Source organism: Streptomyces sp. NPDC021093 (assembly GCF_044333135.1).
Taxonomy (GTDB): domain Bacteria; phylum Actinomycetota; class Actinomycetes; order Streptomycetales; family Streptomycetaceae; genus Streptomyces.
Genome location: NZ_JBIRQJ010000001.1, coordinates 269,147 through 290,074, shown reverse-complemented (window position 1 = coordinate 290,074; position 20,928 = coordinate 269,147). Strand labels below are relative to the sequence as shown.

Annotated in this window: 21 protein-coding genes; 13 read left to right on the top strand and 8 right to left on the bottom strand. The window is 71.4% G+C overall.

The window, feature by feature from the left end; genetic code table 11:
- Nucleotides 1-485: 485 nt before the first annotated feature.
- Nucleotides 486-2,312 (top strand): APC family permease, encoded by a 1,827-nt coding sequence (locus ACH4SP_RS01320; protein ID WP_398408113.1) that lies wholly within the window; start codon nucleotides 486-488, stop codon nucleotides 2,310-2,312.
- Between the two features lie 153 nt (nucleotides 2,313-2,465).
- On the opposite strand, the gene ACH4SP_RS01315 is transcribed toward ACH4SP_RS01320, so the two are convergent.
- The gene (locus ACH4SP_RS01315) at nucleotides 2,466-3,041 is read right to left on the bottom strand and encodes a CGNR zinc finger domain-containing protein (RefSeq protein ID WP_398408112.1); all 576 of its coding nucleotides are present in this window, start codon (nucleotides 3,039-3,041) and stop codon (nucleotides 2,466-2,468) included.
- Nucleotides 3,042-3,353: 312 nt separating this feature from the next.
- On the opposite strand from ACH4SP_RS01315, the gene ACH4SP_RS01310 reads away from it, so the two are divergent.
- From ACH4SP_RS01310 to ACH4SP_RS01300, 3 genes are read left to right on the top strand one after another with little or no spacing between them, the layout of a single operon-like run.
- Nucleotides 3,354-3,869: a hypothetical protein gene (locus tag ACH4SP_RS01310; RefSeq protein ID WP_398408111.1), complete on the top strand. Its 516-nt coding sequence runs from the start codon at nucleotides 3,354-3,356 to the stop codon at nucleotides 3,867-3,869.
- Between the two features lie 21 nt (nucleotides 3,870-3,890).
- Nucleotides 3,891-4,280, top strand: a complete 390-nt coding sequence (cutA, locus tag ACH4SP_RS01305) for a divalent-cation tolerance protein CutA (RefSeq protein ID WP_398408110.1) — start codon at nucleotides 3,891-3,893, stop codon at nucleotides 4,278-4,280.
- Between the two features lie 27 nt (nucleotides 4,281-4,307).
- A complete protein-coding gene (locus tag ACH4SP_RS01300) occupies nucleotides 4,308-4,805 on the top strand; it encodes a GNAT family N-acetyltransferase (RefSeq protein ID WP_398408109.1) in 498 nt (165 codons plus the stop codon).
- Here ACH4SP_RS01300 and ACH4SP_RS01295 read toward each other — a convergent pair.
- The gene (locus ACH4SP_RS01295) at nucleotides 4,748-5,941 is read right to left on the bottom strand and encodes an alpha/beta hydrolase family protein (RefSeq protein WP_398408108.1); all 1,194 of its coding nucleotides are present in this window, start codon (nucleotides 5,939-5,941) and stop codon (nucleotides 4,748-4,750) included. The genes ACH4SP_RS01300 and ACH4SP_RS01295 overlap by 58 nt on opposite strands.
- Before the next feature lie 85 nt (nucleotides 5,942-6,026).
- Here ACH4SP_RS01295 and ACH4SP_RS01290 point away from each other — a divergent pair, with 85 nt between their 5' ends.
- The 4 genes from ACH4SP_RS01290 to helR all read left to right on the top strand — a co-directional run bounded on the left by ACH4SP_RS01290 (nucleotide 6,027) and on the right by helR (nucleotide 10,735).
- A complete protein-coding gene (locus tag ACH4SP_RS01290) occupies nucleotides 6,027-6,641 on the top strand; it encodes a GNAT family N-acetyltransferase (RefSeq protein ID WP_398408107.1) in 615 nt (204 codons plus the stop codon).
- A 5-nt stretch (nucleotides 6,642-6,646) separates the two neighbouring features.
- Nucleotides 6,647-7,564, top strand: coding sequence for a PaaX family transcriptional regulator C-terminal domain-containing protein (locus ACH4SP_RS01285; protein ID WP_398408106.1), 918 nt, complete (start codon nucleotides 6,647-6,649; stop codon nucleotides 7,562-7,564).
- Between the two features lie 200 nt (nucleotides 7,565-7,764).
- On the top strand, nucleotides 7,765-8,316 hold the full coding sequence (locus ACH4SP_RS01280) for a GNAT family N-acetyltransferase (RefSeq protein ID WP_398408105.1): 552 nt from the start codon (nucleotides 7,765-7,767) through the stop codon (nucleotides 8,314-8,316).
- Between the two features lie 190 nt (nucleotides 8,317-8,506).
- Nucleotides 8,507-10,735 (top strand): RNA polymerase recycling motor ATPase HelR, encoded by a 2,229-nt coding sequence (helR, locus tag ACH4SP_RS01275; protein WP_398408104.1) that lies wholly within the window; start codon nucleotides 8,507-8,509, stop codon nucleotides 10,733-10,735.
- 57 nt (nucleotides 10,736-10,792) lie between these two features.
- On the opposite strand, the gene ACH4SP_RS01270 is transcribed toward helR, so the two are convergent.
- The 3 genes from ACH4SP_RS01270 to ACH4SP_RS01260 are packed head-to-tail and all read right to left on the bottom strand — an operon-like array spanning nucleotide 10,793 to nucleotide 12,356.
- On the bottom strand, nucleotides 10,793-11,284 hold the full coding sequence (locus ACH4SP_RS01270; RefSeq protein ID WP_398408103.1) for a VOC family protein: 492 nt from the start codon (nucleotides 11,282-11,284) through the stop codon (nucleotides 10,793-10,795).
- 5 nt (nucleotides 11,285-11,289) lie between these two features.
- Entirely contained in the window at nucleotides 11,290-11,715 is a 426-nt protein-coding gene (locus ACH4SP_RS01265; RefSeq protein ID WP_398408102.1) for a helix-turn-helix transcriptional regulator, read from the bottom strand.
- Between the two features lie 59 nt (nucleotides 11,716-11,774).
- Nucleotides 11,775-12,356, bottom strand: a complete 582-nt coding sequence (locus tag ACH4SP_RS01260) for a CGNR zinc finger domain-containing protein (RefSeq protein ID WP_398408101.1) — start codon at nucleotides 12,354-12,356, stop codon at nucleotides 11,775-11,777.
- A gap of 135 nt (nucleotides 12,357-12,491) precedes the next feature.
- On the opposite strand from ACH4SP_RS01260, the gene ACH4SP_RS01255 reads away from it, so the two are divergent.
- Complete coding sequence (locus ACH4SP_RS01255; protein WP_398408100.1) at nucleotides 12,492-13,241, top strand: metallophosphoesterase; 750 nt, start codon at nucleotides 12,492-12,494, stop codon at nucleotides 13,239-13,241.
- Here ACH4SP_RS01255 and ACH4SP_RS01250 read toward each other — a convergent pair.
- Entirely contained in the window at nucleotides 13,223-14,161 is a 939-nt protein-coding gene (locus ACH4SP_RS01250; RefSeq protein ID WP_398408099.1) for an AraC family transcriptional regulator, read from the bottom strand. The two genes, ACH4SP_RS01255 and ACH4SP_RS01250, sit on opposite strands and share 19 nt — an antisense overlap.
- A gap of 100 nt (nucleotides 14,162-14,261) precedes the next feature.
- On the opposite strand from ACH4SP_RS01250, the gene ACH4SP_RS01245 reads away from it, so the two are divergent.
- Both ACH4SP_RS01245 and ACH4SP_RS01240 read left to right on the top strand, forming a co-directional pair.
- Nucleotides 14,262-15,245: an MBL fold metallo-hydrolase gene (locus ACH4SP_RS01245; RefSeq protein ID WP_398408098.1), complete on the top strand. Its 984-nt coding sequence runs from the start codon at nucleotides 14,262-14,264 to the stop codon at nucleotides 15,243-15,245.
- A gap of 231 nt (nucleotides 15,246-15,476) precedes the next feature.
- Complete coding sequence (locus ACH4SP_RS01240; protein ID WP_398408097.1) at nucleotides 15,477-16,184, top strand: hypothetical protein; 708 nt, start codon at nucleotides 15,477-15,479, stop codon at nucleotides 16,182-16,184.
- Here ACH4SP_RS01240 and ACH4SP_RS01235 read toward each other — a convergent pair.
- Nucleotides 16,093-17,415 (bottom strand): hypothetical protein, encoded by a 1,323-nt coding sequence (locus tag ACH4SP_RS01235; RefSeq protein WP_398408096.1) that lies wholly within the window; start codon nucleotides 17,413-17,415, stop codon nucleotides 16,093-16,095. The two genes, ACH4SP_RS01240 and ACH4SP_RS01235, sit on opposite strands and share 92 nt — an antisense overlap.
- 118 nt (nucleotides 17,416-17,533) lie before the next feature.
- Here ACH4SP_RS01235 and ACH4SP_RS01230 point away from each other — a divergent pair, with 118 nt between their 5' ends.
- Together ACH4SP_RS01230 and ACH4SP_RS01225 are read left to right on the top strand one after the other, a co-directional pair.
- On the top strand, nucleotides 17,534-18,232 hold the full coding sequence (locus ACH4SP_RS01230) for an O-methyltransferase (RefSeq protein WP_398408095.1): 699 nt from the start codon (nucleotides 17,534-17,536) through the stop codon (nucleotides 18,230-18,232).
- A 76-nt stretch (nucleotides 18,233-18,308) separates the two neighbouring features.
- Nucleotides 18,309-19,856, top strand: coding sequence for an FAD-dependent monooxygenase (locus ACH4SP_RS01225; protein ID WP_398408094.1), 1,548 nt, complete (start codon nucleotides 18,309-18,311; stop codon nucleotides 19,854-19,856).
- Nucleotides 19,857-19,859: 3 nt separating this feature from the next.
- On the opposite strand, the gene ACH4SP_RS01220 is transcribed toward ACH4SP_RS01225, so the two are convergent.
- Nucleotides 19,860-20,780, bottom strand: a complete 921-nt coding sequence (locus tag ACH4SP_RS01220; protein ID WP_398408093.1) for a LysR substrate-binding domain-containing protein — start codon at nucleotides 20,778-20,780, stop codon at nucleotides 19,860-19,862.
- Between the last annotated feature and the right edge of the window lie 148 nt (nucleotides 20,781-20,928).

Below are 20,928 nucleotides of genomic sequence, written 5' to 3'. Positions count from 1 at the left end.
ACGCCGGAATCGCGCTGATTCTGGGTGCACTTGAAGCAAAGGAGCAGATCACCATGCACACCACCCCCACCTCCACCCCCGCTCTGGACGGCCCCTCCCCGGCAGGCGCCGAGGAACCTCCCGACACGGGTACGGCAGAGACCGCCGGGAGCACGGAGCGCGTCGGGACGGCCGGGGCTACTGGGGCCACCGGAACGGCCGGGGCTACCGGGATCGCCAGGACGGCCGGGAGCACGGAGGCCATGGGGACGGCCAGGGCTACCGGGACCGCCAGGGCCGTCGGGGCCGTGGGGACTGCCGGGACTGTCGGAAGCACGGAGGCCGTCGGGACGATCGGGACTACCCGGGCTGTTGGGACGGCCGGGCTCGTTGGGACGGTCGGGGATACCGGGAGTGCCAGGATCGTAGGGACTACTGGGACTGTCGGGAGCGCGGAGAACGTCGGGACGGCCGGGGCTACCAGGAGTGCCGGGACTGTCGGGACCGTGGGGACTGTCGGGATCGCCGGGACCGCGGAGGCCGATCGCGGTTCGCGGCACAAGTTGACCACCCTCACCGGTCTTGCCGCCCTCTCCCTCGACGCGATGGCCTCGGTGGCGTACGGGCCGGAGGCGATCGTCCTGGTCCTGGCCGCCGCAGGCGGGTACGGGCTCGGCTTCACGCTCCCCGTCACCCTCGGCATCGCCGCGCTCCTGGCCGTGCTCGTCGCCTCGTACCGGCAGGTGATCGCCGCCTTCCCGGACGGCGGCGGAAGCTACGCGGTGGCCAAGACGCATCTGGGAGCGCGTACGAGCCTGGTCGCCGCGGCCTCCCTCGTCCTGGACTACGTACTGAACGTGGCCGTCGCCGTGACCGCGGGCGTCGCCGCCCTCACCTCCGCCTTCCCCTCCCTCTACGCGGACCGGGTGTGGCTGTGCCTGGCCGTCCTCGTCCTGGTCACCGCCGTGAACCTGCGCGGAATCGTCGACTCCGCCCGTGCGTTCATCGTGCCGACCGCCGTCTTCGTCGGTTCGATCCTGACCATGGTCGTGGTCGGGCTCTTCCGCGACGCCCCGGCTTCCGTCGAGGCCTCGGCAGGCCACGCCTCCGTGCTCGCCGACAACGCCACGACCGTCGGCGCGCTGCTCCTGCTGAAGGCCTTCGCGTCCGGCTGCTCCGCCCTCACCGGCGTCGAAGCGATAGCCAACGCGGTTCCCTCCTTCCGCGCCCCCGCGGCCCGCCGTGCCCAGCGCGCGGAGGTCGCACTCGGCGTGCTGCTCGGGGTGATGCTGATCGGGCTGTCCGTCCTCATCTCCCGCTTCGGTCTCCAGCCGGTCGAGGGCGTCACCGTCCTGGCGCAGCTGGCCGATGCCTCGCTCGGCCACAACTGGGCCTTCTACCTGGTCCAGTTCGCGACCATGGCCCTGCTCGCGCTCTCCGCCAACACCTCCTTCGGCGGCCTCCCCGTACTCCTCAAACTCCTCGCCCGCGACAACTACCTCCCGCACGTCTTCGGACTCAAGGCCGACCGCCAGGTCCACCGGCACGGCGTGCTCACCCTCGCCGCCGTGTCCGCCGCCCTCCTCCTCTTCTCCGGCGGCGACACCAACACCCTCGTCCCGCTCTTCGCGATCGGCGTCTTCATCGGCTTCACCGTCGCGCAGGTCGGCATGGTCCTGCACTGGCGCAAGGCGCGCGGCCCGCGCTGGGCGGGCAAGGCGGTCCTCAACGGCTTCGGCGCGCTCCTCACCGGCGTGAGCGCGGTCGTCGTCACGGCGACGAAGTTCCATGACGGCGCCTGGCTGATCGTGGTCGCGCTGCCGCTGCTGATGGTGCTGTTCGAGCAGGTGCACCGTGCGTACGGGCGGATCGGTGCCCGCCTCGAAGTCGGCCGCATCCCGCAAGTGCCGTGCCGTACGCGCTCGTTGGTACTGGTGCCCGTCTCCTCCCTGAACCGGCTCACCGGCGAGGCGCTGGGGGCGGCGGTCTCGCTCGGCGACGAGGTGCACGCGGTCACCGTCTGCCACTCCGACCCCGAGGACCACGCCCAGATCGAGGCGCTGGAACGCGACTGGGCCCTGTGGAACCCGGGCGTCCCCCTGGTCAGGATCGCCTCCGAGCGCCGTACGCTCGGCCGGCCCCTCGCCTCGTACGCGAACAAGCTCGCCGAGGCCGAACCCGGTACCCGTATCACCGTCCTCATCCCGGAGGTCGAGCCCGCCCACCTGTGGCAGCGCCTCCTGCAGAACCAGCGCGGCGCGGTCGTCGCGCACGCGGTGCGCCGGGACACCGACGCGGTGATCTGCCGGCTCCGTTTCCGGCTGAACGGCTGAACGGCTGAACGGCTGAACGGCTGAACGACTGAACGGCTCAGCGGCTGAGCGCGCGGAGACCTTCAACGCGGCGGGGGCGACGGCCCCCGCCGCGTTGACGCTTGTCGTGGGACTGGTGTCACCGGCGCCGGCGACTGTCCTCCGCCGGGCCGCTCAGCTCCGCTGCTGGCGGGCGCGGTGGTTGGCGACGTGCTGGCGGTTGCCGCACAGGCCCGGCATGCAGTAGCGGCGGCGGCCAGCCTTGCTGGTGTCGACGAACATTCCCTCGCACACCGGTGAGGCGCAGTACCGGAACCGTTCGTGGCTGAGGGTGTGCAGCACGCCGAGCAGCCCGGTGCCCACGAGGACGGCGAGTTCGTCGGCGACGGAGGCGTTCGGCGCGGTGGTGACGTACCACTGAAGGTCTCCCTCCCCTTTCCCTTCTCCGGCCCCCTCTCCGTCCCGGAGCAGGGCCAGGCCTGCTGATGCCCGGCGGACGAGCCTGTTCGCACCCTCAACCACCTCGTCCTCACTGGTGAGTTCGAGCAGTGCGCGCGTCTCCTGACGGAGTTCGAGCACCTGGGCGAGGTCGTCGTCCGTCGGCAGGCCGCCCGCGGGCAGCGCGTCGAGCCGTACGTCGTGTTCGGCGAGGAACGCCGCCAACTCGGCCGGTCCTGTGAGGACTTCTCCCGCAGTGCGCCACACGAGGGCTGAGGTGTTGACGAGGTCGGTGGCCACACCCGCACCCATTGCGTAATTCGAAAAAAGTACCTTCACGCCTTACTCCATGCTAGCGTAATGAGAGAAAGTCAAGTATACCCATTAGCACCCCCTCCCTGCTGGACACCCAGGAAGGAACCGTTGCTCATGCATGCTCCCCTCCGCCGTGCGGCCCTGGTCATCAAGGACTTGCTGTACGGGGTCAACGCCGGCCACGCGATCAGGCACGGCGCGCTGCCGCACTCCGACTCCGTCACTCTGGCGTGCCCCAACCCCCCTGCCCCGAAGCCGAGTTACTCGCCGACTCCTTCGCCGACGTCTTCGCAGGCCCACGGAGGCCCCGTGAACACTGCAGCGTTCCTCGCCTACCTCGACGGCCGCCAGACGCGGTGGCGGCTCACGCTCGACGCGCGTACGGAGACGGCGGGCCCGGATCCGCGCGCCCAGTTGCTGGCCGTCTTCGACGCCCTTCGGGACTGGGCCGATGCCGCTGCGGGCGGGATGCGCAGCAACGCCTTCGTCCAGGCCCAGTTCGAACTCGCCGGTCCGACGAGCCTCGCCCGTACGGTCGTCACCCAGCACAAGCGCGCCCTGCGCCGCCGGATGCTCGCCCTCGCCGAGGCGACGGGCACGCCCGACCCCGGCTTCCTGGTGGACCAACTGCTCCTGATCTACGAGGGAGCCGTGGCCAACCACTCGCTGGGCAACGTCACCGAACCCGCCGACAAGGCACACCGTACGGCCCGCCGCCTCATCGCCGCCGCCACGCCGCAACCCCTCGACGCCTTCTGGGTCGGATGCGGCGGGCGTGACGGAAATGGCGGGAGCGACGGGAACGGCGGGAGCGATGGGCTCTGAGCCGCTGCGTACGCTCGCGTCATGACGACGAACCCAGATCCGGCACACACTTGCGTACACACCTGCGCACACGCCTACGCCGTACTGACCACGACCACCGACGCCGAGGACAAGGCGCACGCCCTGGCCGCCGACATCATCGAGGACCAACTGGCCGCCTGTGCGCAGGTGTTCACCGTCTCGTCGGTGTACCGGTGGCAGGGCGCGGTCGAGCGGGCGCAGGAGTGGCGGATCGACTTCAAGACGCGCGGCGACCTGGTGGAGGAGCTCGCACGACGCATCGGGGAGCTGCACGACTACGACACCCCGGAGGTCATCGCCGTACCCGTGACGGCGGGCAGCCCGGCGTACCTGGAGTGGGTGTCGGCGGAGACGCGGGGGAAGACGCCTGGGACCGAAGGGGTTTCGTAAGCGTCCCCATCGGCCTAGGGTTATTACATGATGCGGACGGAGCGGGTGCAGACGCAGGTGCGGCAGGCGGCGGCGGACGACGTTCCGGAGCTCGTACGGCTGCGAGCGCTGCTCTTCGAGGACCTCGGCGGCGAGTTCTTCAACCCCCCGTCCGCAGACGGGGATTGGCGGCACGCGCTGGCTGCCGTACTGAAGGAGCAGATGACGTCGGACACCGTACGGATCCTGGTCGTGCAACCCCACCCCGGCGGTCGTCTCGCCGCCTGTGGCATCGGCACCATCGAGCAGCGGCTCCCCGGGCCGCACCTGCACAACGGCCGGACCGGGCACGTCCTCGGCGTCGTCACCGACCCCGAACACCGTCGGCGCGGTCACAGCCGGGCGGTCATGCGGGGGCTGCTCGACTGGTTCCGGGAACAGGACGCGGCCCGGGTCGATCTGTACGCTTCGGCCGAGGGTGAGCCGCTCTACCGTGCCCTCGGCTTCGACAACCTTCCTGATCCGGCGCTGTACTGGCGCCCGTAGCCCCCGCTCCACCCGGACACTGCGGCGTTCGCGACTGACTCTGGCCTCCGCAGGAACTCCCGCTGCCGGTCCAGGAATCCGTCCGCGAAGAGCGCCCTGGGTGCGAAGAGGGCGGTGAGGGCGGTCCTGGTGTCCGACTGCTCGATTGACTGCTTGACGAGGGTGTGTGCCGCGTCGGGATACCGGTCGACCGTCAGTCCGCCTCCTGCGGTCAGTCCGCCTCCTGCGGTCACTCCGCCTCCCGCGGTCAGCTCCCTGCGGTAGACGGCCTCGGTCTCGGCGGTGTCCACGTTGAGGTCCTGGTCCGCGAGGGTCAGCAGCACCGGTATGCCGCGCAGGGCGCGCAGGTCCCGGGTGGCGTCGGCCGTGTGGTTCCTGGTGACGAAGCCCCAACGGGCCGCCGTCATCGTGTCGTTGGTGCCGAGATCCCTCATCGTGTCCGCGTACTCCTCGAAGGTCGCACGGCGCGCCAGCAGTCGGCGGACGGCGTCGCTCCGTTCGACCTCGGTCCTGGTGCGGGCGGCCGAAGCGCCGTCGGCGCGCAGTTCGGCGAGGAGGTGGTAGCGGCCCTGTCGCAGCCAGTTGACCGCGGGCGAGACGGCGAGTGCGAAGGCGATCCGCGTCCGTGCGGCGACCTTGGGCAGCACCCACCCCGCCTGGCTGGCACCCCACAGGCCGATGCGGTCGCCGTCGACATCAGGGCGGGTACGGGCCCAGGCGATCGCGGCGGCGGTCTCGTCGGCCCGGTCGTCCATGGACTGGCCGAGCCAGTCGCCAGGCGCACCCGCGACGCCGGGTTTGTCCCAGGAGAGGGAGGCGTAACCGGCCTTGGCATGCGCCTCCCACAGGGGTCGATAGCCGTCGTCGTGGGTGGCGTCGACCGGCCCGTCGCCGTGCACGAACACCACCAGGCCGTGCCGTGCGCGACCGTCCCGGGGCGTGGCCAGCACGCCGTGCAGGGTGTGCCCGCCGTGGCGGACGGTCACGCGCTGTTCGTCCATGTCGTACGAGTGCTGCCGGAGCACCACTCCGCCGAGCACGGCGGCGGCGACCAGAAGCACGGCGAGCGACCAGGCGGCGAGGCGGAGGGGGCGGAAGTGAGGGCGGAAGTGAGGGCGGAGGCGGGGTCGTTGCATGGGGCGGATTCCTTCCCGAAGGTGGACCGAACCCAAGAACTATCGCATCTAGAACGGTCGACGAGAAGGTGATAGTTTCACTGTCATGGATACAGCGGACCTCAACCTCCGGCGCAGCCTCCCCGCCGGTGCCGAGCGGCGGGCTGCCGAGCTCTACTGGGAGGCCTTCGGACGCAAGCTCGGACCGGCGCTGAACCCGCCGGCCGAGGCGATCCCCTTCCTCGCCGCCCGTCTCGACACCGACCGCGCCGTCTGTGCGCTCCTCGACGGACAGCTCGTCGGCCTCGCCGGGTACCAGCTCGGCGGCCGGGCGCTGATCGGGGGTTCCGCCTCCGACGTGCTGCGTACGTACGGCTGGGTGCGCGGGTTGCACCGGGTCGTACTGCTCGCGCTGTTCACGCGCCGTCCCGCCGCCGGGCAGCTGGTGATGGACGGCATCGCCGTGGACGCCCGGGTGCGGGGCAGGGGTGTCGGCAGCCTGCTCATCGAGGAGGTGGCGGCCGTCGCGGCGGAGCACGGCTGCCGGGAGATCCGGCTCGACGTGATCGACGTGAACCCGCGTGCCCGAGTGCTGTACGAGAGGCGCGGCTTCACGGCCGTACGGACGGAGCGGACGCCGTACCTCCGTAGGCTGCTGGGGTTCGGCGCGGTGACGACGATGCACCGGGCCGTGCCGCAGGAACCCCGGAGAGGACACTGACCGACATGCCCACGCCCGCCCCCGCCGACCACGTCGCCCCCGCCGAGCACATCGAAGTCCCCACCCGCCTGCTCGTCCACGCCCTGATCCGCGAGGACGGCACGGTCGACGCGGGGGAGCTGTACGCGGTGGCCGACGTGCTCGGCATGAGCGACCAGCAGGTGCGGCTGTGCATCAAACGGCTCGTCGCCGAAGGCCGGTTCAGTCACGAGGGACGAGGCCGCAAGGCGCGCCTGCACGCCACCGAGGACACGGTCCGCGCCCTCGCGCCCAACGCCGACTTCCTCCGGCACGCCTTCCGGCAGGACGCCGGGCTCGCCCCCTGGGACGGCAGCTGGCACCTGGTCGCGTTCGCGGTGCCCGAGGCGGACCGGGCGGCCCGCGACACCCTGCGCGACACCCTCGTACGGCTCGGCGGTGCACCGCTCCAGGGCGGGCTGTACGTCTGCGCCAACGCCTGGGAGCCGTATGTCGAGGACGCGGCCCGCAGGCTCGGCGTACTCGACGCGCTCACCCTCCTCACCACGACGGACCTGCGCAGAGGCACCACGCCCCGCGACCCCGTCGAACTGGCCCGCGCCCTCTGGCCCCAGCAGGAGATCGCCGACCGCTACCACCGCCTGGCCCGCCTCACCCGCCCCCGCCTCGCCCGTCTCACCGGCCCCGCCGACCTCACCCCGGCCGAACTCCTCACGACCGCCGTCGAGCTGGCAGCCGAGCTGTCCCGCGCGACGGAACCCGACCCGCTGCTCCCGCCCGAACTGCTGCCCACCCCCTGGCCGGGCACCGAGGCCCGCAGTCTTGTCGCCCGCTGCTGGGCGGCCCTGGACGCACGCGAACACGACGCGGCCCGCCCCGTCCTCTTCCGTCAGTACGCGACCCTCGCCAGGGAAGCGGCGGAACAGACAAAAAAGGGCAAATAGCCCTGCTCGGCAGGTCTGTTGTCCGCACTTTTGTTGTCCGCGGACAACAACACCTCACCCGGCGTGAGTTCCAGACGAGCAGAGGCGATGGGTCACGCGCGCTCACCCCCGGACGTGGCGGCCCCGGGCACGAGCAGCCTGGACCTGCACAGGCACACCGAGCACATGGAACTCTCCAAGTGCACCGGCATGATGGGGTCATGACTGATGATCTCTCGACCGGTTCCCCTTCTCCCGCTCTCACCGTCCAGCGGCTCGATCGCTATGCGAAGGCCGAGTTGGCGCAGATACTCGGCGACGGCGCCGATCCGTTCGGCGTCGCCGACGCCGGGCTGACCTGGCTTCCCAAGGAAGAGCACTTCGGCCTCGTGCAGGCCGACGGGCGTCTCGTCGCGCACGCCGGGCTGCGCAGGCTGCCGCTCTCGGTCGGCAGCCTGGACACGGAGGTGGTCGGCGTCGGCGGGGTGGCCGTGGCGGCCGACGTACGGGGGCAGGGGCTGGCGCGACGGGTGGTCGGGGCAGCCCTGGAGCACGCGCGGACCATGGGCCCCGAGCGGGCGCTCCTCTTCTGCAGGCCGCCGCTCGTCGCGCTGTACGAGAAGCTCGGCTGGCGCGCGGTCGACGGCGAGGTCCGGGTCGAGCAGCCGCAGGAACGGATCGTGCTCATGCCGCTGCGGACCATGTGGACACCGCTGCGCGGCGACGCGGACTGGCCGGAGGGTGCGGTGCGCCTGCGATCACTGCCGATGTGAGCGGATGAACCAGGTGGGAACCAGCTGAGCGCATGAGAGCGGCTGGTGGAGGGGCGGCAGAGGGAGTACCCACCTCCTGCCACTCTTAACTTATAACGCACTGGGGGCCTTGCGGCAAGGCCCCCACCATGCCGCACAATCACTGGCCTAACGCTTGTACCTGCGGAAATGGGAGATTCACGAAGTGCGTGTGGCTGCTGACACGACCGCTCTGACCACCAGCGCGTTCCACCTGCCCGACCGTCTCGCCGCCAAGGCCGCCCCGACGCTGATCGCCGGCGACGAGAAGCACTTCGAGGCCATAGCGACGAGCCTTGAGGAGTCGATCACCGAACTCTCCGACCGCCTCGACGAGATCCGCAAGGCACCCGGTGGCATCGGCCGCGAGGCGATGGACCGGGACGCGGAGATCCACCGTCTGACCGCCCGGCTGCGCACCCTGCGCCGCTTCGGTCTTGACCTGTGCCTCGGGCACGTCGTCCAGAAGGGCGGTGCGGACGACACCGAGCGCGTGTACATCGGACGTCTGGGCCTCACCGACAGCACCGGGCGCCGACTGCTCGTCGACTGGCGCTCGCCCGCGGCCGAGCCGTTCTTCGCGGCGACCCACGCCAACCCGATGGGGCTGGCGAGCCGCCGCAGGTACCGCTGGACCGGCGGCCGGATCAGCGACTACTGGGACGAGGTGTTCACCGCCGACGCGCTGGAGGGGCATGCCGCGCTCGACGACCAGTCCGCCTTCATCGCCAGCCTGGGCAGCAACCGGTCGGCCCGGATGCGGGACGTTCTCTCCACCATCCAGTCCGACCAGGACTCCATCATCCGCGCGGGATCCCGCGGCGCTCTCGTCGTCGACGGCGGTCCCGGCACGGGCAAGACCGTCGTCGCCCTGCACCGCTCCGCCTACCTCCTCTACGCCGACCCCCGGCTCGGCCACCGCAGGGGCGGCGTGCTGTTCGTCGGCCCGCACCGGCCCTACCTGGACTACGTCGCCGACGTCCTGCCCAGCCTCGGCGAGGAGGGCGTACAGACCTGCATCCTGCGGGACCTCGTCGAGGAGGGAGCCGGAGCGGCGGTCGAGACCGACCCGGACGTGCTCCGTCTGAAGTCCTCCGCCGACATGGTGAAGGCAATCGAGCCGGCCGTCGGCATCTACGAGGAGCCGCCCACCAAGGGGATGACGGTCTCGACCCACTGGTCCGACGTCTGGCTGAGCGCCGACGACTGGTCCGCCGCCTTCGCAGCGGTGGAACCGGGAACTCCGCACAACGAGGCCCGCGACCAGATCCGCGAGGAACTGCTCACGATCCTCATGGACAAGCACAAGGACGAGTACGGGGAGGACGGGGACGACGAGGACGGCGAAGGGGACGGCGCGGTCTCGCCCGAGCTGCTCCGGAGGTCGCTGCTCCAGAACAGGGAACTGATCGGGACCCTCAACCGGGCATGGCCGATGCTGGAGCCGACCGACCTGGTCGGCGACCTCTGGTCGGTACCCGCCTACCTGCGCAAGTGCGCTCCCTGGCTCGACGCCGACGACGTACGGAAGTTGCAGCGCAAGGACGCCCCGCACGCCTGGACGGTGTCCGACCTGCCGCTCCTGGACGCGGCACGGCAGCGGCTCGGCGACCCGGAGGCGTCCGTGCGCAAGCAGCGGCACGAGACCGCCGTCGCCGCCGAACTCGCCCGCAGGGCCGACGTCATGGACAGCCTGCTGCAGAACGTCGAGATCGACGAGAGCGAGGGCGCGCTGGGGATGCTGCACGGGCAGGACCTGAAGGCCTCCCTGGTCGACGAGAACGCGCTGCCCACCGCCGAACCGGACCTCCTCGCCGGTCCGTTCGCGCACGTCATCGTGGACGAGGCCCAGGAACTGACCGACGCCGAGTGGCAGATGCTGCTGCTGCGCTGCCCGTCCCGGAGCTTCACCGTCGTCGGCGACCGGGCGCAGGCCCGGCACGGGTTCACGGAGTCGTGGCGGGAACGGCTGGAGCGGGTCGGCATCGACCGGATCGACGTGGCCTCCCTGACCGTCAACTACCGCACGCCGGAAGAGGTCATGACCGAGGCCGCGCCGGTCATCCGGGCCGCGCTCCCGGACGCCAACGTACCGACCTCCATCCGCAGCAGCGGCGTTCCGGTCGTGCACGGATCCGTGACGGAACTGGACTCGGTCCTCGACACCTGGCTCGGTGCGAACCCCGACGGGATCGCCTGCGTCATCGGCGATCCCCACTTCCGGGCGACGCCCCGCGTCCGGTCACTGACCCCGTCGCTCTCGAAGGGGCTTGAGTTCGACCTGGTCGTCCTCGTCGACCCGGAGGCGTTCGGCGAGGGCGTCGAGGGGGCCGTGGACCGCTATGTCGCGATGACCCGCGCGACACAGCAGCTCGTCGTCCTCCGCAGCGACGCTGCCTGAAACGCCCCATGCCGTCGCGGAGGTGCCCGCGACGGCATGGGCCGGTTCGGCCGGGACCTACGGCCGGCGGGGCTGGGTGAAGCGCACCATGTTCCCGGCGGGGTCGCGGAACGCGCAGTCACGGACGCCGTAGGGCTGGTCGACCGGCTCCTGGAGCACCTCGCCGCCCGCCTTGCTGATGCGCTCGAAGGTCGCGTCGCAGTCCTCGGTCGCGAAGATGACGCCGCGCAGCAGGCCCTTCGCCATGAGTTCGGCCACGGCCTGGCGGTCCGCCAGGGAAGCGTTCGGGTCCGCGAGCGGCGGCTCCAGGACGATGCTCACGTCCGGCTGTGCGGGTGACCCGACGGTCACCCAGCGCATCGACTCGAACCCGACGTCGTTGCGCACTTCCAGACCGAGGACGTCCCGGTAGAAGGTGAGCGCCTTGTCGTGGTCGTCGACGGCGATGAAGCACTGCGAGAGGCTGATGTCCGACTGGCTGGTGACCGACTGGCTGGTGACCGGCTGGCTGGAGTCCGACTGGCTGGTGTTCGTGCGGTTGGTTTCCATGGGTTTCACGCTAGGGGCGGGGGACCGGATCTGGCTTCTCCGTTCCTGACCGGTCGCGTGTGGATCTTGGCGATGCAGGCGGGGACGGCGGCGCCCGCTTCATGGCTGCGGGCCCGGTACGCGCTCGGGCTCTCGCCGACCAGCTCCGTGAACCGCGAGCTGAACGACCCCAGCGACGTACAGCCGACCGCGAAGCACACATCCGTCACCGACAGGTCGCCCCGCCGCAGCAGCGCCTTCGCCCGCTCGATCCGGCGCGTCATCAGGTAGCTGTACGGGGTCTCCCCGAAAGCGGTGCGGAAGCTGCGGGAGAAGTGGCCCGCCGACATGAGGGCGTCGCGCGCCAGCGCGGGAACGTCGAGCGGCTGCGCGTAGTCGCGGTCCATCCGGTCACGGGCCCGGCGCAGCCGGACGAGGTCTTCCAGGTTCACGCACTCACCATCCCACAGCACCGGACGCCCGGTCGGCGGCATCGGCGCACTGCCCACCGCTACTCCGTGCCGTGCTGCCGCTCGTAGTGGCGGGCCACCCGGGCGCGGTTCCCGCAGGAGGGCTTGCACCACTCCTGGCGGCCGTGGCGCTTGAGGTAGTAGCGCACGCAGCGCGGGGCGGTGCAGGCGCGCAGGCGGTCGCGTTCGGGCCCGGCCAGGAAGTCGATGGCGTCGCGGGCCAGGGCGGCGGTGAGCCGTACGAGAGGGTCGGGCTCCGTCGTCAGGAGGCGTGTCGTGGGGAACTCGCCGTCCGCCCAGGCAAGTTGAGGCGCGATCGGCTCCCGTGCGGCGGCGGTGTTCAGGCGTGCCAGGGCCTCGTCCACGGGGAGCAGCCGGCCTGCGTCCGCCGGGCTGGGCGGTGCGGGGCTCACCGCCCGCGCGAACAGGGCCCGTACGGCCTGGCGCAGTGCGACCAGCTCGCTCCGTGCCGCCCGTACGGACTCCGTATCGGTGAAGTCCCCCTCGCCCACCGCGTGGATCCAGCGCTGCGCGCCCCGTTCGTCGGCCAGGTCGTCGGCCACGCCGCCGTCCCCGTCGTGCCGAATGGTGCTCGCCAGCTCCAACGCCAAGTACCGCTCCACTGCGCGCCCTTCGTCCGTACGCGTACCTGTACTCGTACCTCTTGATCATGCCCGGCGGGTAGCTTACGGTCCCTAATGGGAAACAAGCTATTTTCCATTAGGGACATTAGGAAGAAGAGGGAGGGGTCCCGAACGATGAGCACCTTGCTCGCCCAGATCAGCGACCTGCACCTGGACGGCAGCGCACGCGCCACCGAACGCGCCGTGCGCGTCATGGACTACCTGCGCGCGCTGCCGCAGCCGGTGGACGCCGTCCTGGTCACCGGGGACATCGCCGACCACGGCGACCTCGCCGAGTACGAGGAGGCAGCCCGCATCCTCGACGCCCCGTTCCCGGTGCTTCCGTGCCCCGGCAACCACGACGTACGGGCGGCCTACCGCAAGGGCCTCTCCGTGTCCGACGGCGCGGCCGGAGGCGCTCCCGTCCATCAGGTGCACCACATCAACGGCACCGCGATCCTCATGTGCGACGTCACTGTCCCCGGCCGGGACGAGGGCCGTCTCGACGCGGGGACGCTGCGCTGGATCGCCGCCACCCTCGACGCCCTGCCCCGCGAGACCCCCGCGCTCCTCGCCTTCCACCAGCCGCCCGTCGTGCTCCACCACCCGCTCCCGGACGCAGGCCGGCTCGAAAACCCCGCCGACCTGGCCGCCCTGCTCGACGCGTACCCCCAGGTCGCAGCCGTCCTCACCGGCCACGCCCACACCGCCGCCGCCTCCACTTTCGCGGGCCGCCCGCTCGTCGTGGGTCCCGCCGTGACGTGGACCCTGCGGATGCCCTGGGAGGGGGAACGGGCGGCGGACCGCGAGCAGCCGCCGGGTCTCGCGTTCCACGTCCTGGACGACGAGCACCGGTTGACGACCCACTATCGCGTGGTGCTCTGATCCGTTCCCGCCGCCGCCCCTGTCCGGTACTGACCCGGAGTCATGCCGAATTCGCGGCTGAAGGCATGGGAGAGGGCGTACGGGGTGCCGTATCCGACCTGCCGGGCGACGGCGGCCAGCGGGTCGGGGGTGTCGCGGAGCAGGGTGGCGGCGAACGTCAGACGCCACCAGGTGAGGTACGCCATCGGCGGGCGGCCGACCAAGGCGGTGAACCGGCGGGCCAGGGTGGCACGGGACACGCCCGCCTCGGCGGCCAGCCGGTCGTTGGTCCACGGGGCGGCCGGGTCCGAGTGCACCGCCCGCAGGGCGGCGGCCGCCACCGGGTCGCCCAGTACGGCGGACCAGGTGCCGTTCGTGTCCTGGGTCGCCCAGGAGCGGATCATATAGACGAGAAGCAGGTCGAGCAGGCTGGGCACCGCGAGGCAGGAACCGGGCCCCTGGGTGCTCAGCTCGTGGCCCAACAGGTCGACGGCGGCGCGCAGTTCGGGGTGGGCGCCCACTCTGTTCGGCAGGTGGACCACCTCCGGCAGCTCTGCCATCAGCGGATGTACGCGGCTGCGGTCGAGCCGGTACTTGCCGCACAGCATCCGCATCTCGCCGGAGGCGGCTCGGGGCAGCTGAGGTCCGGTCCCGTCGAGCCACCGCTCGAACGGCACGGCCTGCTCCACGGTCGCCGCGTCGGCGGGCGCGTCGGCCATCACATGTCCCGTGCCGTGCGGCAGCAGCACCACGTCACCCGTGCCGAGCGAGAGCGGCGGGCCGCCGTCGGGCAGCAGCCAGCAGCTTCCCTCCAGTACTACGTGGAAGCCCGCACCGTCGTACGGGTCCAGCCGTGTGCACCAGCTCCCGCTCACCCGCACCCGGTTCGATGACGGTCGCCCAATGCGTACCGCCGAGACCGCGTCGCTCACCACATCCATCGGGCGAGGATACCCATGACATCAAGAGTGAGACGGATGCGTATTCGATTGAGTCGAGCGGGCATTGAGAAGCTCATTCGCTCTTCCTAGGGTCGAGGACATGAAGAGCGAGAGCAGCACGAAGAGCGAGAGCACGCAGAGCAATGTGAGCACGCAGAGCAACGTGAGCAGTCAGAGCAGCGCGAGCGCGCCGAGTCTCGTGCTCGGTGATGTCGAGGTCGTCCGGGTCGTCGAGTGGCAGGGGGCGTTCGCGCCCGCACGCAGCCTGGTTCCGGACTCGCGGGCCGAGCTGTGGCAGGACAACGAGGAGTGGCTGGCGCCGCACCACTGGGAGCCGGAGAGCGACAGTGCGGCGGGCGCGGTGCAGAGCTGGGTGCTGCGCAGCTCCGGGCGGACCGTCCTGATCGACACCGGGGTGGGGATGGGGCGCGAGCGGCCGGGGTCGCCGATGTTCCACCACTGGCAGGGCGATCTCCTGGGCGGTCTTGCCAGGGCCGGCATCCGGCCGGAGGACGTCGACGTCGTCGTCAACACCCATGTCCACGGTGATCACGTCGGCGGCAATACCGTGGGTACGGAGGGGGGTTGGGAGCCTGCGTTCCCCAACGCCCAGTACCTCATCCCGGCCGCCGACGACTTCCACTACGGCCCGGACAACGGATACGGGGGCGGCACCGGCCGACCGGACGACCAGTTGATGTACGAGGACAGCATCGCGCCCATTCACCGGGCCGGGCTGAGCGTCCTGTGGGACGGCGCCCACCGCATAGACGAGAACCTCACCCTGGAGTCCGCGCCGGGCCACACACCCGGCTCGTCCGTACTGCGGCTCGCCTCCGGGGACGACCGGGCGGTCTTCGTCGGCGACCTGCTGCACAGCCCGGTGCAGATCCTCGACCCCTCCTGCAACAGCTGCTTCTGCCTGAACGCGGAACAGGCAGTGGCCAGCCGTCGCCGGATCCTCGAACGAGCCGCCACAGAGCGGGAGTTGCTGGTTCCGGCGCACTTCGGCGGGGCGGGCGCCGTGGAAGTCCGGCAGGAGGGCGGCGGATTCACCCTCGGCCGGTGGGCGGCCCAGGGGTGACGTACCGGCCGCAAGAGGCAACCGGCCGTACCCGGGTCATGAGGTAGTGGCGTACCGGCCCCCGCGAGGCATCGGCGGGGCGCACGGGGGCACGTGCCCGTTCCCGGCGCCGGGTCGTGCGCTCGCGGCGGACGGCCAGTGCGCTTGCGCGCCCGCTCGGCCGCCCTTGGCGTCCTGGAGGGTCGGCACTGCAATGAGTCGGGCGTACGAACCCGCGAGAGGAGCACAGAAGTGATCAACACGTCCGAGACCCTGGCCGTTCAGACGATCGAGAGCTTCCTCACCCCCGAAGAGACCGCCCAGGTCACCAAGATCGTCGATGACCAGCTGGCCATCACCGGCTGGGTTCCGGCCCGGCCCAGCGAGGGGCTCGCGCCGCCCGACGCCGTGCAGGAGATCCTGTCGGGCGCGATCGACCGGGCGATGCCCGTCATCCGCCGGGCCTTCCCGTCCGCCGACTCCGTCGCCCCCTGGCTGTACCACGACCTCAAACCCGGAGACAGGATCCGCTCGCACGTGCACGGCCTCGGTGACCCGGACGAGCGCCCCGTCCGGCTGGGCCGGGTGGTGTTCAACCTCCAGGAGGCCGAGAGCGGCGGGGAGTTCTACCTCGACACCAGTGCGTGCGAGGAACTGTGGACCGACCGGCTGACCGAGGCCGACGACATCTTCGAGCCGGGCACCCGGCTGGTGCACGAGATCACCGCCAGGTCGGGACCGGTCTCCCTCGACGCCATCGCCGCCACCCGCTGGGTCTGTCACCCGCCGGCCGGGACCACCCTGGTGTACGGGACGCAGCTGATCCACGGCGTCACGCCGGTGATCGCGGGCCGGGCCCGCAAACTCATCACCGATCTGTGCGCCGGGTCGGCCGCGTGGGCCGGGGGACCGCTGCAGTCGCGGCCGCACTCGGGTCCGGCGCAGACTCCTCCGCACTGAGTGCACTGAGTGGACTGAGCGCACTGAGTGGACTGAGCGCACTGAGGGCCGCCAGGCCCTGCTCCAGCCGGGCGATGGCGGATTCGACGGGCGGCAGCAGGGTTCCGGCGGGCAGCCGGTCCAGCCATTCGCGTACGTCGGCGGCGCGGGCGGGCGTCGTGGCGAGTACCGCGCGGTGGAATCCGGAGGTGCGGGGACCGGGGTAGCCGGGGTTGGCGGTGAAGGCCGACAGGGTCGTGCCGGCCGGGGGCGGCGGCAGCGTCGTGCCGTTCGGCACCGGCAGCTCCAGTGCGGCGCGGACGGCGCGGGTGTGCTCCGGCAGCCGGCCGTGCAGCACGGCTTCCGCGTGGGCGCGGTGCGGATCAGTACCTGTGCTGGTCCAGCTCATGTTGGACACTCCGCCGAACCGTCCGTTGATCTCGATCAGTTGGAGCCGTCCGGCACGGGTGACCGCGAAGTCCAGCTGCCAGGGCCCCACCGGACGGGAGGTCTCGACGATGTCCCGCACCAGGGCGTCCAGCGCGAGACGGGCCGGGCCGGGCAGGAGAGCGGGCTGCACCCGGGCCCGCCGACCCGGGGCGCAGTCGCCGTCGAGGGTTCCGAGCGCGGTGACGGGCCACCGGACGGTGCCGGTGGGCAGAGTGAGCAGCTCGACGGCGAACTCCTCGCCCTGGAGGGCCTGTTGCAGCAGTACGGGGTACGTGAGCGAGGTGCCGAGGGCCGTGAGCCGGGCGGGTTCGCGGACGAAGTGCCGGCCCGCGAAGGACTCGCTGCGTGCTTCCTTCGCCAGCACGGGAAACCCCAACTGCCGGGCAGCACCGATGAGTTGCGCCGGTTGCTCGCACACCACTCCGGCCGGTACGGGCCAGCCGCGCCGGGCCGCCTCCCGGTGCAGGGCCACCTTGTCGCACGCCAGGGTGGCGAACGCTTCGGAGTGCAGCGACATCCGTCCGCCACCGACGGAACGGCCGGTCCTGGCGTACAGCGTGAGCATCTGCTCCTGGCCGGGGGAGGACATACCGGCCACCACGGTGTCCGCCCGGTGTGCGTCGATGAGTACGCGCAGCGCCTCCTCGGTCAGTTCCTTCGGCAGCGGTGCGCAGGTCACCCGGGGGTCCAGGAAGCCCGTCAGGTCCGTGAAGCCGAGGACCGTCACCTGTGCACCGGACCGCAGGAGCGGAGGCACCAGCCGGTCCGCCCGGAACTCGCCCAGTACCAGTACGCGTCTCACGGCTCTTCCCCCCACGGCTTCTCCTCCCACGGCCCTTCCCTCCACGGCCCTTCCTCCCACAGCTCTTCCTCCACGGCTCTTCCTCTCGACAAGCTGCCCCTGAGCCACCGACTCACGCATGAGGAGCACCCAGGTGTCCGAAGCCCTGCACGACAACTTCAAGACCATTCCGCTCACCCACGAGCTGTACGACTACCTGGTGCGCCAGGGCGAACCCCAGACCCCGGCCCAGCGGTGGCTGGAGGAACAGACGCGCGCCCTGGGTCCGGCGGCCGTCATGCGGGTGCCGCACGAGCAGGCCACCCTGCTGACCCTGCTCGCACGTCTGGTGGGCGCGCGGAAGATCGTCGAGGTGGGCACCTTCACCGGCTACTCCACCCTGGCCCTGGCGACCGGACTGCACCCCGGCGGGACCGTCCTCACCTGCGACATCTCCGAAGAGTGGACATCCGTCGCCCGAACCGCCTGGCGGGAGGCGGGAGTTGAGGACCGCATCGACCTGCGGATCGGCCCCGCGCTGGAGACCGTGACGGCCCTGCCAGCACGGAGCGACATCGACCTGGTCTTCCTGGACGCCGACAAGCCCCACTACTGCCGGTACTGGGACCTCCTCGTGCCCCGGCTGCGGCCCGGCGGACTGCTGATCGCCGACAACGTGCTCCAGCAGGGGCAGGTCCATCTGCCCCACGCCACCGGAAACGTCCGCGCCGTACGCGAGTTCAACGCCCGGGTGCGGGCCGACCCGCGCGTCGAGTCCGTGATGCTGCCGGTGGCCGACGGCCTGACCATCGCCCGCAAACGGTCCGAGCCCACGTAGCGCGAGAGCCACCCGCCACCGGAAGTGAGCCACCCGCCACCGGAAGTGAGGCCGATGCGCAGTGAGGCAGACACGCGTGGAACCAGAGACCGAGGTGCTCGTGGTCGGTGCCGGACCCACCGGCCTGCTGCTCGCGGCCGAGCTCGCGCTCGCCGGCGTACGGACGGACGTCGTCGAGCTCCGTACGCGCCCGCAGCGGAACTCGCGTGCGCTCAACCTGCATCCGCGCAGCCTGGAGCTGCTGGACCAACGCGGCCTGGCCGAACGGTTTCTGGCGGCCGGCCGCACCGTGCCCGGCTGGCAGTTCGCCGCCACCCTGCGGACCCCCCTCGATTTCTCCTCGCTCGTCTCCCCGCAGCCGTACGCCCTGCTCCTCGCCCAGTCGCGGACCGAAGCGCTGCTGGAGGAGCGGGCCAGGGAGCTCGGGGTCCGCATCCACCGGGGACACGAGGTGACCGCGCTGAAACAGAAGGACGACAGCGTCGAGGTGGAACTGCGCGGCCCGGCAGGCCCGGCAGGCCCGGCAGGACTGGCAGGCCCGGCAGGCCCGGCAGGCCCGGCCACGGTCCGGGCCGCTTACGTGGCCGGATGCGACGGCGCCCGCAGTACCGTCCGCCGCGCCGCCGGCATCGCCTTCCCCGGCACCGACGAGTCGTTCACCGCCATGGTGGGCGACTTCGCCACCGCCGACCACGCGGACCTGGACCGCGCCAGGCAGCACGGGGTCCTCGTCTCCCGGCTGGAACCCGGCCTGACCCGGTTCGTCGTCATGGACCCCGAGCGCATGAGGGTCCCCTCCACCGCACCGGTCACCCTCGCCGAGTTCCGTACCGCACTCCTCGGCGTGTGCGGCACTGACTGCGGCATCGGGGACCCGACCTGGCTGTCCCGCTTCGGCAACGCCACCCGCCTCGCCGAGCGCTACCGCTCAGGCCGGCTCCTCCTCGCCGGTGACTCCGCGCACATCCACTTCCCCGTCGGCGCCCAAGGGCTCAACACCGGCCTCCAGGACGCGATGAACCTCGGCTGGAAACTGGCGGCGTGCGTCCGGGGCCGGGCCGCACCCGGCCTGCTCGACACGTACGACGCCGAACGCCGCCCGGTCGGCCGGGCCGTCACCGAACGCACCGAGGCCCAGACGCTCCTCGTCGAACTGCCGCTGGTCGAGCGCTACCGCCGACCCGCGAAGCTGCTGTGCGCCCTCTTCGACACGCTCCTCGGCCTTCCGGAAGTCAACCGGCACCTCGCCGGGCACCTCTCCGCACTCGACACCGTCTACCCGCCCACCAGCCCCACCGCACACCCGATGACAGGCCACCGCATGCCCGACGTCCCCCTCACGCTCCAGGACGGCCATCGGATCCGTACCTACGAACTGCTCCACGACGGACGGCCCGTACTGCTCCAACTGGCCGCCGCCCCCGCCGACTTCGCTGCCCCGGAGTACGTCACGGCGGTGACCGCACGGTGCGCGGCCCCCGGCCCTGGGCTGGACGGCACCGCCGAAGTGCTCGTACGGCCCGACGGGCACATCGCCTGGGCCGCCGACATCGCCGACACCACGGACCCCGACACGCTCCGGACCGAGCGGGCACGCGCCATGAGGAACTGGATCAGGCTCTGACGCCTACGGGTACTCGGAGGGCTCGGTCCGCTCCGGCTCGGTCCGCTCCAGTTCGACGCAGGCATCCAGGAGCGCGGTCAGCCGGTGGGACGGGGGATCCGGGCGTACGGCCAGACAGGTCCGGACGGCCGGGGCGGGAGCGGTGAACGGCCGGAAGGCGACGCGGGGAGCCGGCTGGAGCCGGGCCTGGGCCGCGTAGTAGACCGTCCAGCTCGGCCTGCCCGAGGCGATGGCGGCCAGGGTGTCCTGGTCGGTGGTGAAGGCGGGACCCATGACGGGTTCGAATCCGGCCGTCCGGCAGGCGCCGACGACAGTGTCGACCAGCTGCGGGTTGGCTTCCCGGGACGCGATGCGCAGGGGCAGGGCCGCCAGGTCGGTGAGGGCAACCTCCTGTTGTGCTGCCAGGGGATGGTGCGCGGGCAGGGCCACGACCAGGGCGTCCCGCCACAGGGGGAGGAGCTCCAGGTCCTGGCTGTGGTCGACGCCCCGGACGAGGGCCGCGTCCAGCTCTCCCGCGCGAACCTGCTGGAGCCGGGGCGCCCGGTCCACGCTGACCAGCTCGACCGCGAGCCGGGGGGCCCGCTCGGCGAGCGCGGTCAGCAAGGCGTCCAGGCGGGTGCCGAGACCGACGCTGGTGCCGAGCCGCAGGGTCGAATCCTGTTCGGTGCGCAGGACCGCCATCGCCTCGACCGCCGCGCGCTCGGCCCGCAACAGGGCACGGGCGTACGGCAGGAAGGTCCGGCCCGCCGAGGTCAGCACCACGGTGCGCGTGGTGCGGTCGAACAGAGCAAGCCCCAACTCACGCTCCAGCCGCCGCACTTGCTGGCTGACGGTCGGCTGTACGACGTGCAGCCGCTCGGCGGCGCGTCCGAAGTGCAGTTCCTCGGCCACGCCCACGAAGTGGAGCACCTGACGCAGCTCCATGAGCGCCTCGCATTCATCACGGTTCCTGATCAGTCTAGGAGCGGATCGCCCCTTGGTCCGCACCGGCCCGTCCGCTGGAATGGCCCCTGGAACCACCCCTGGAACCGCCCCACGAGCGGCCTCTGAAATGGCCTCTGGAGCAAGGAAG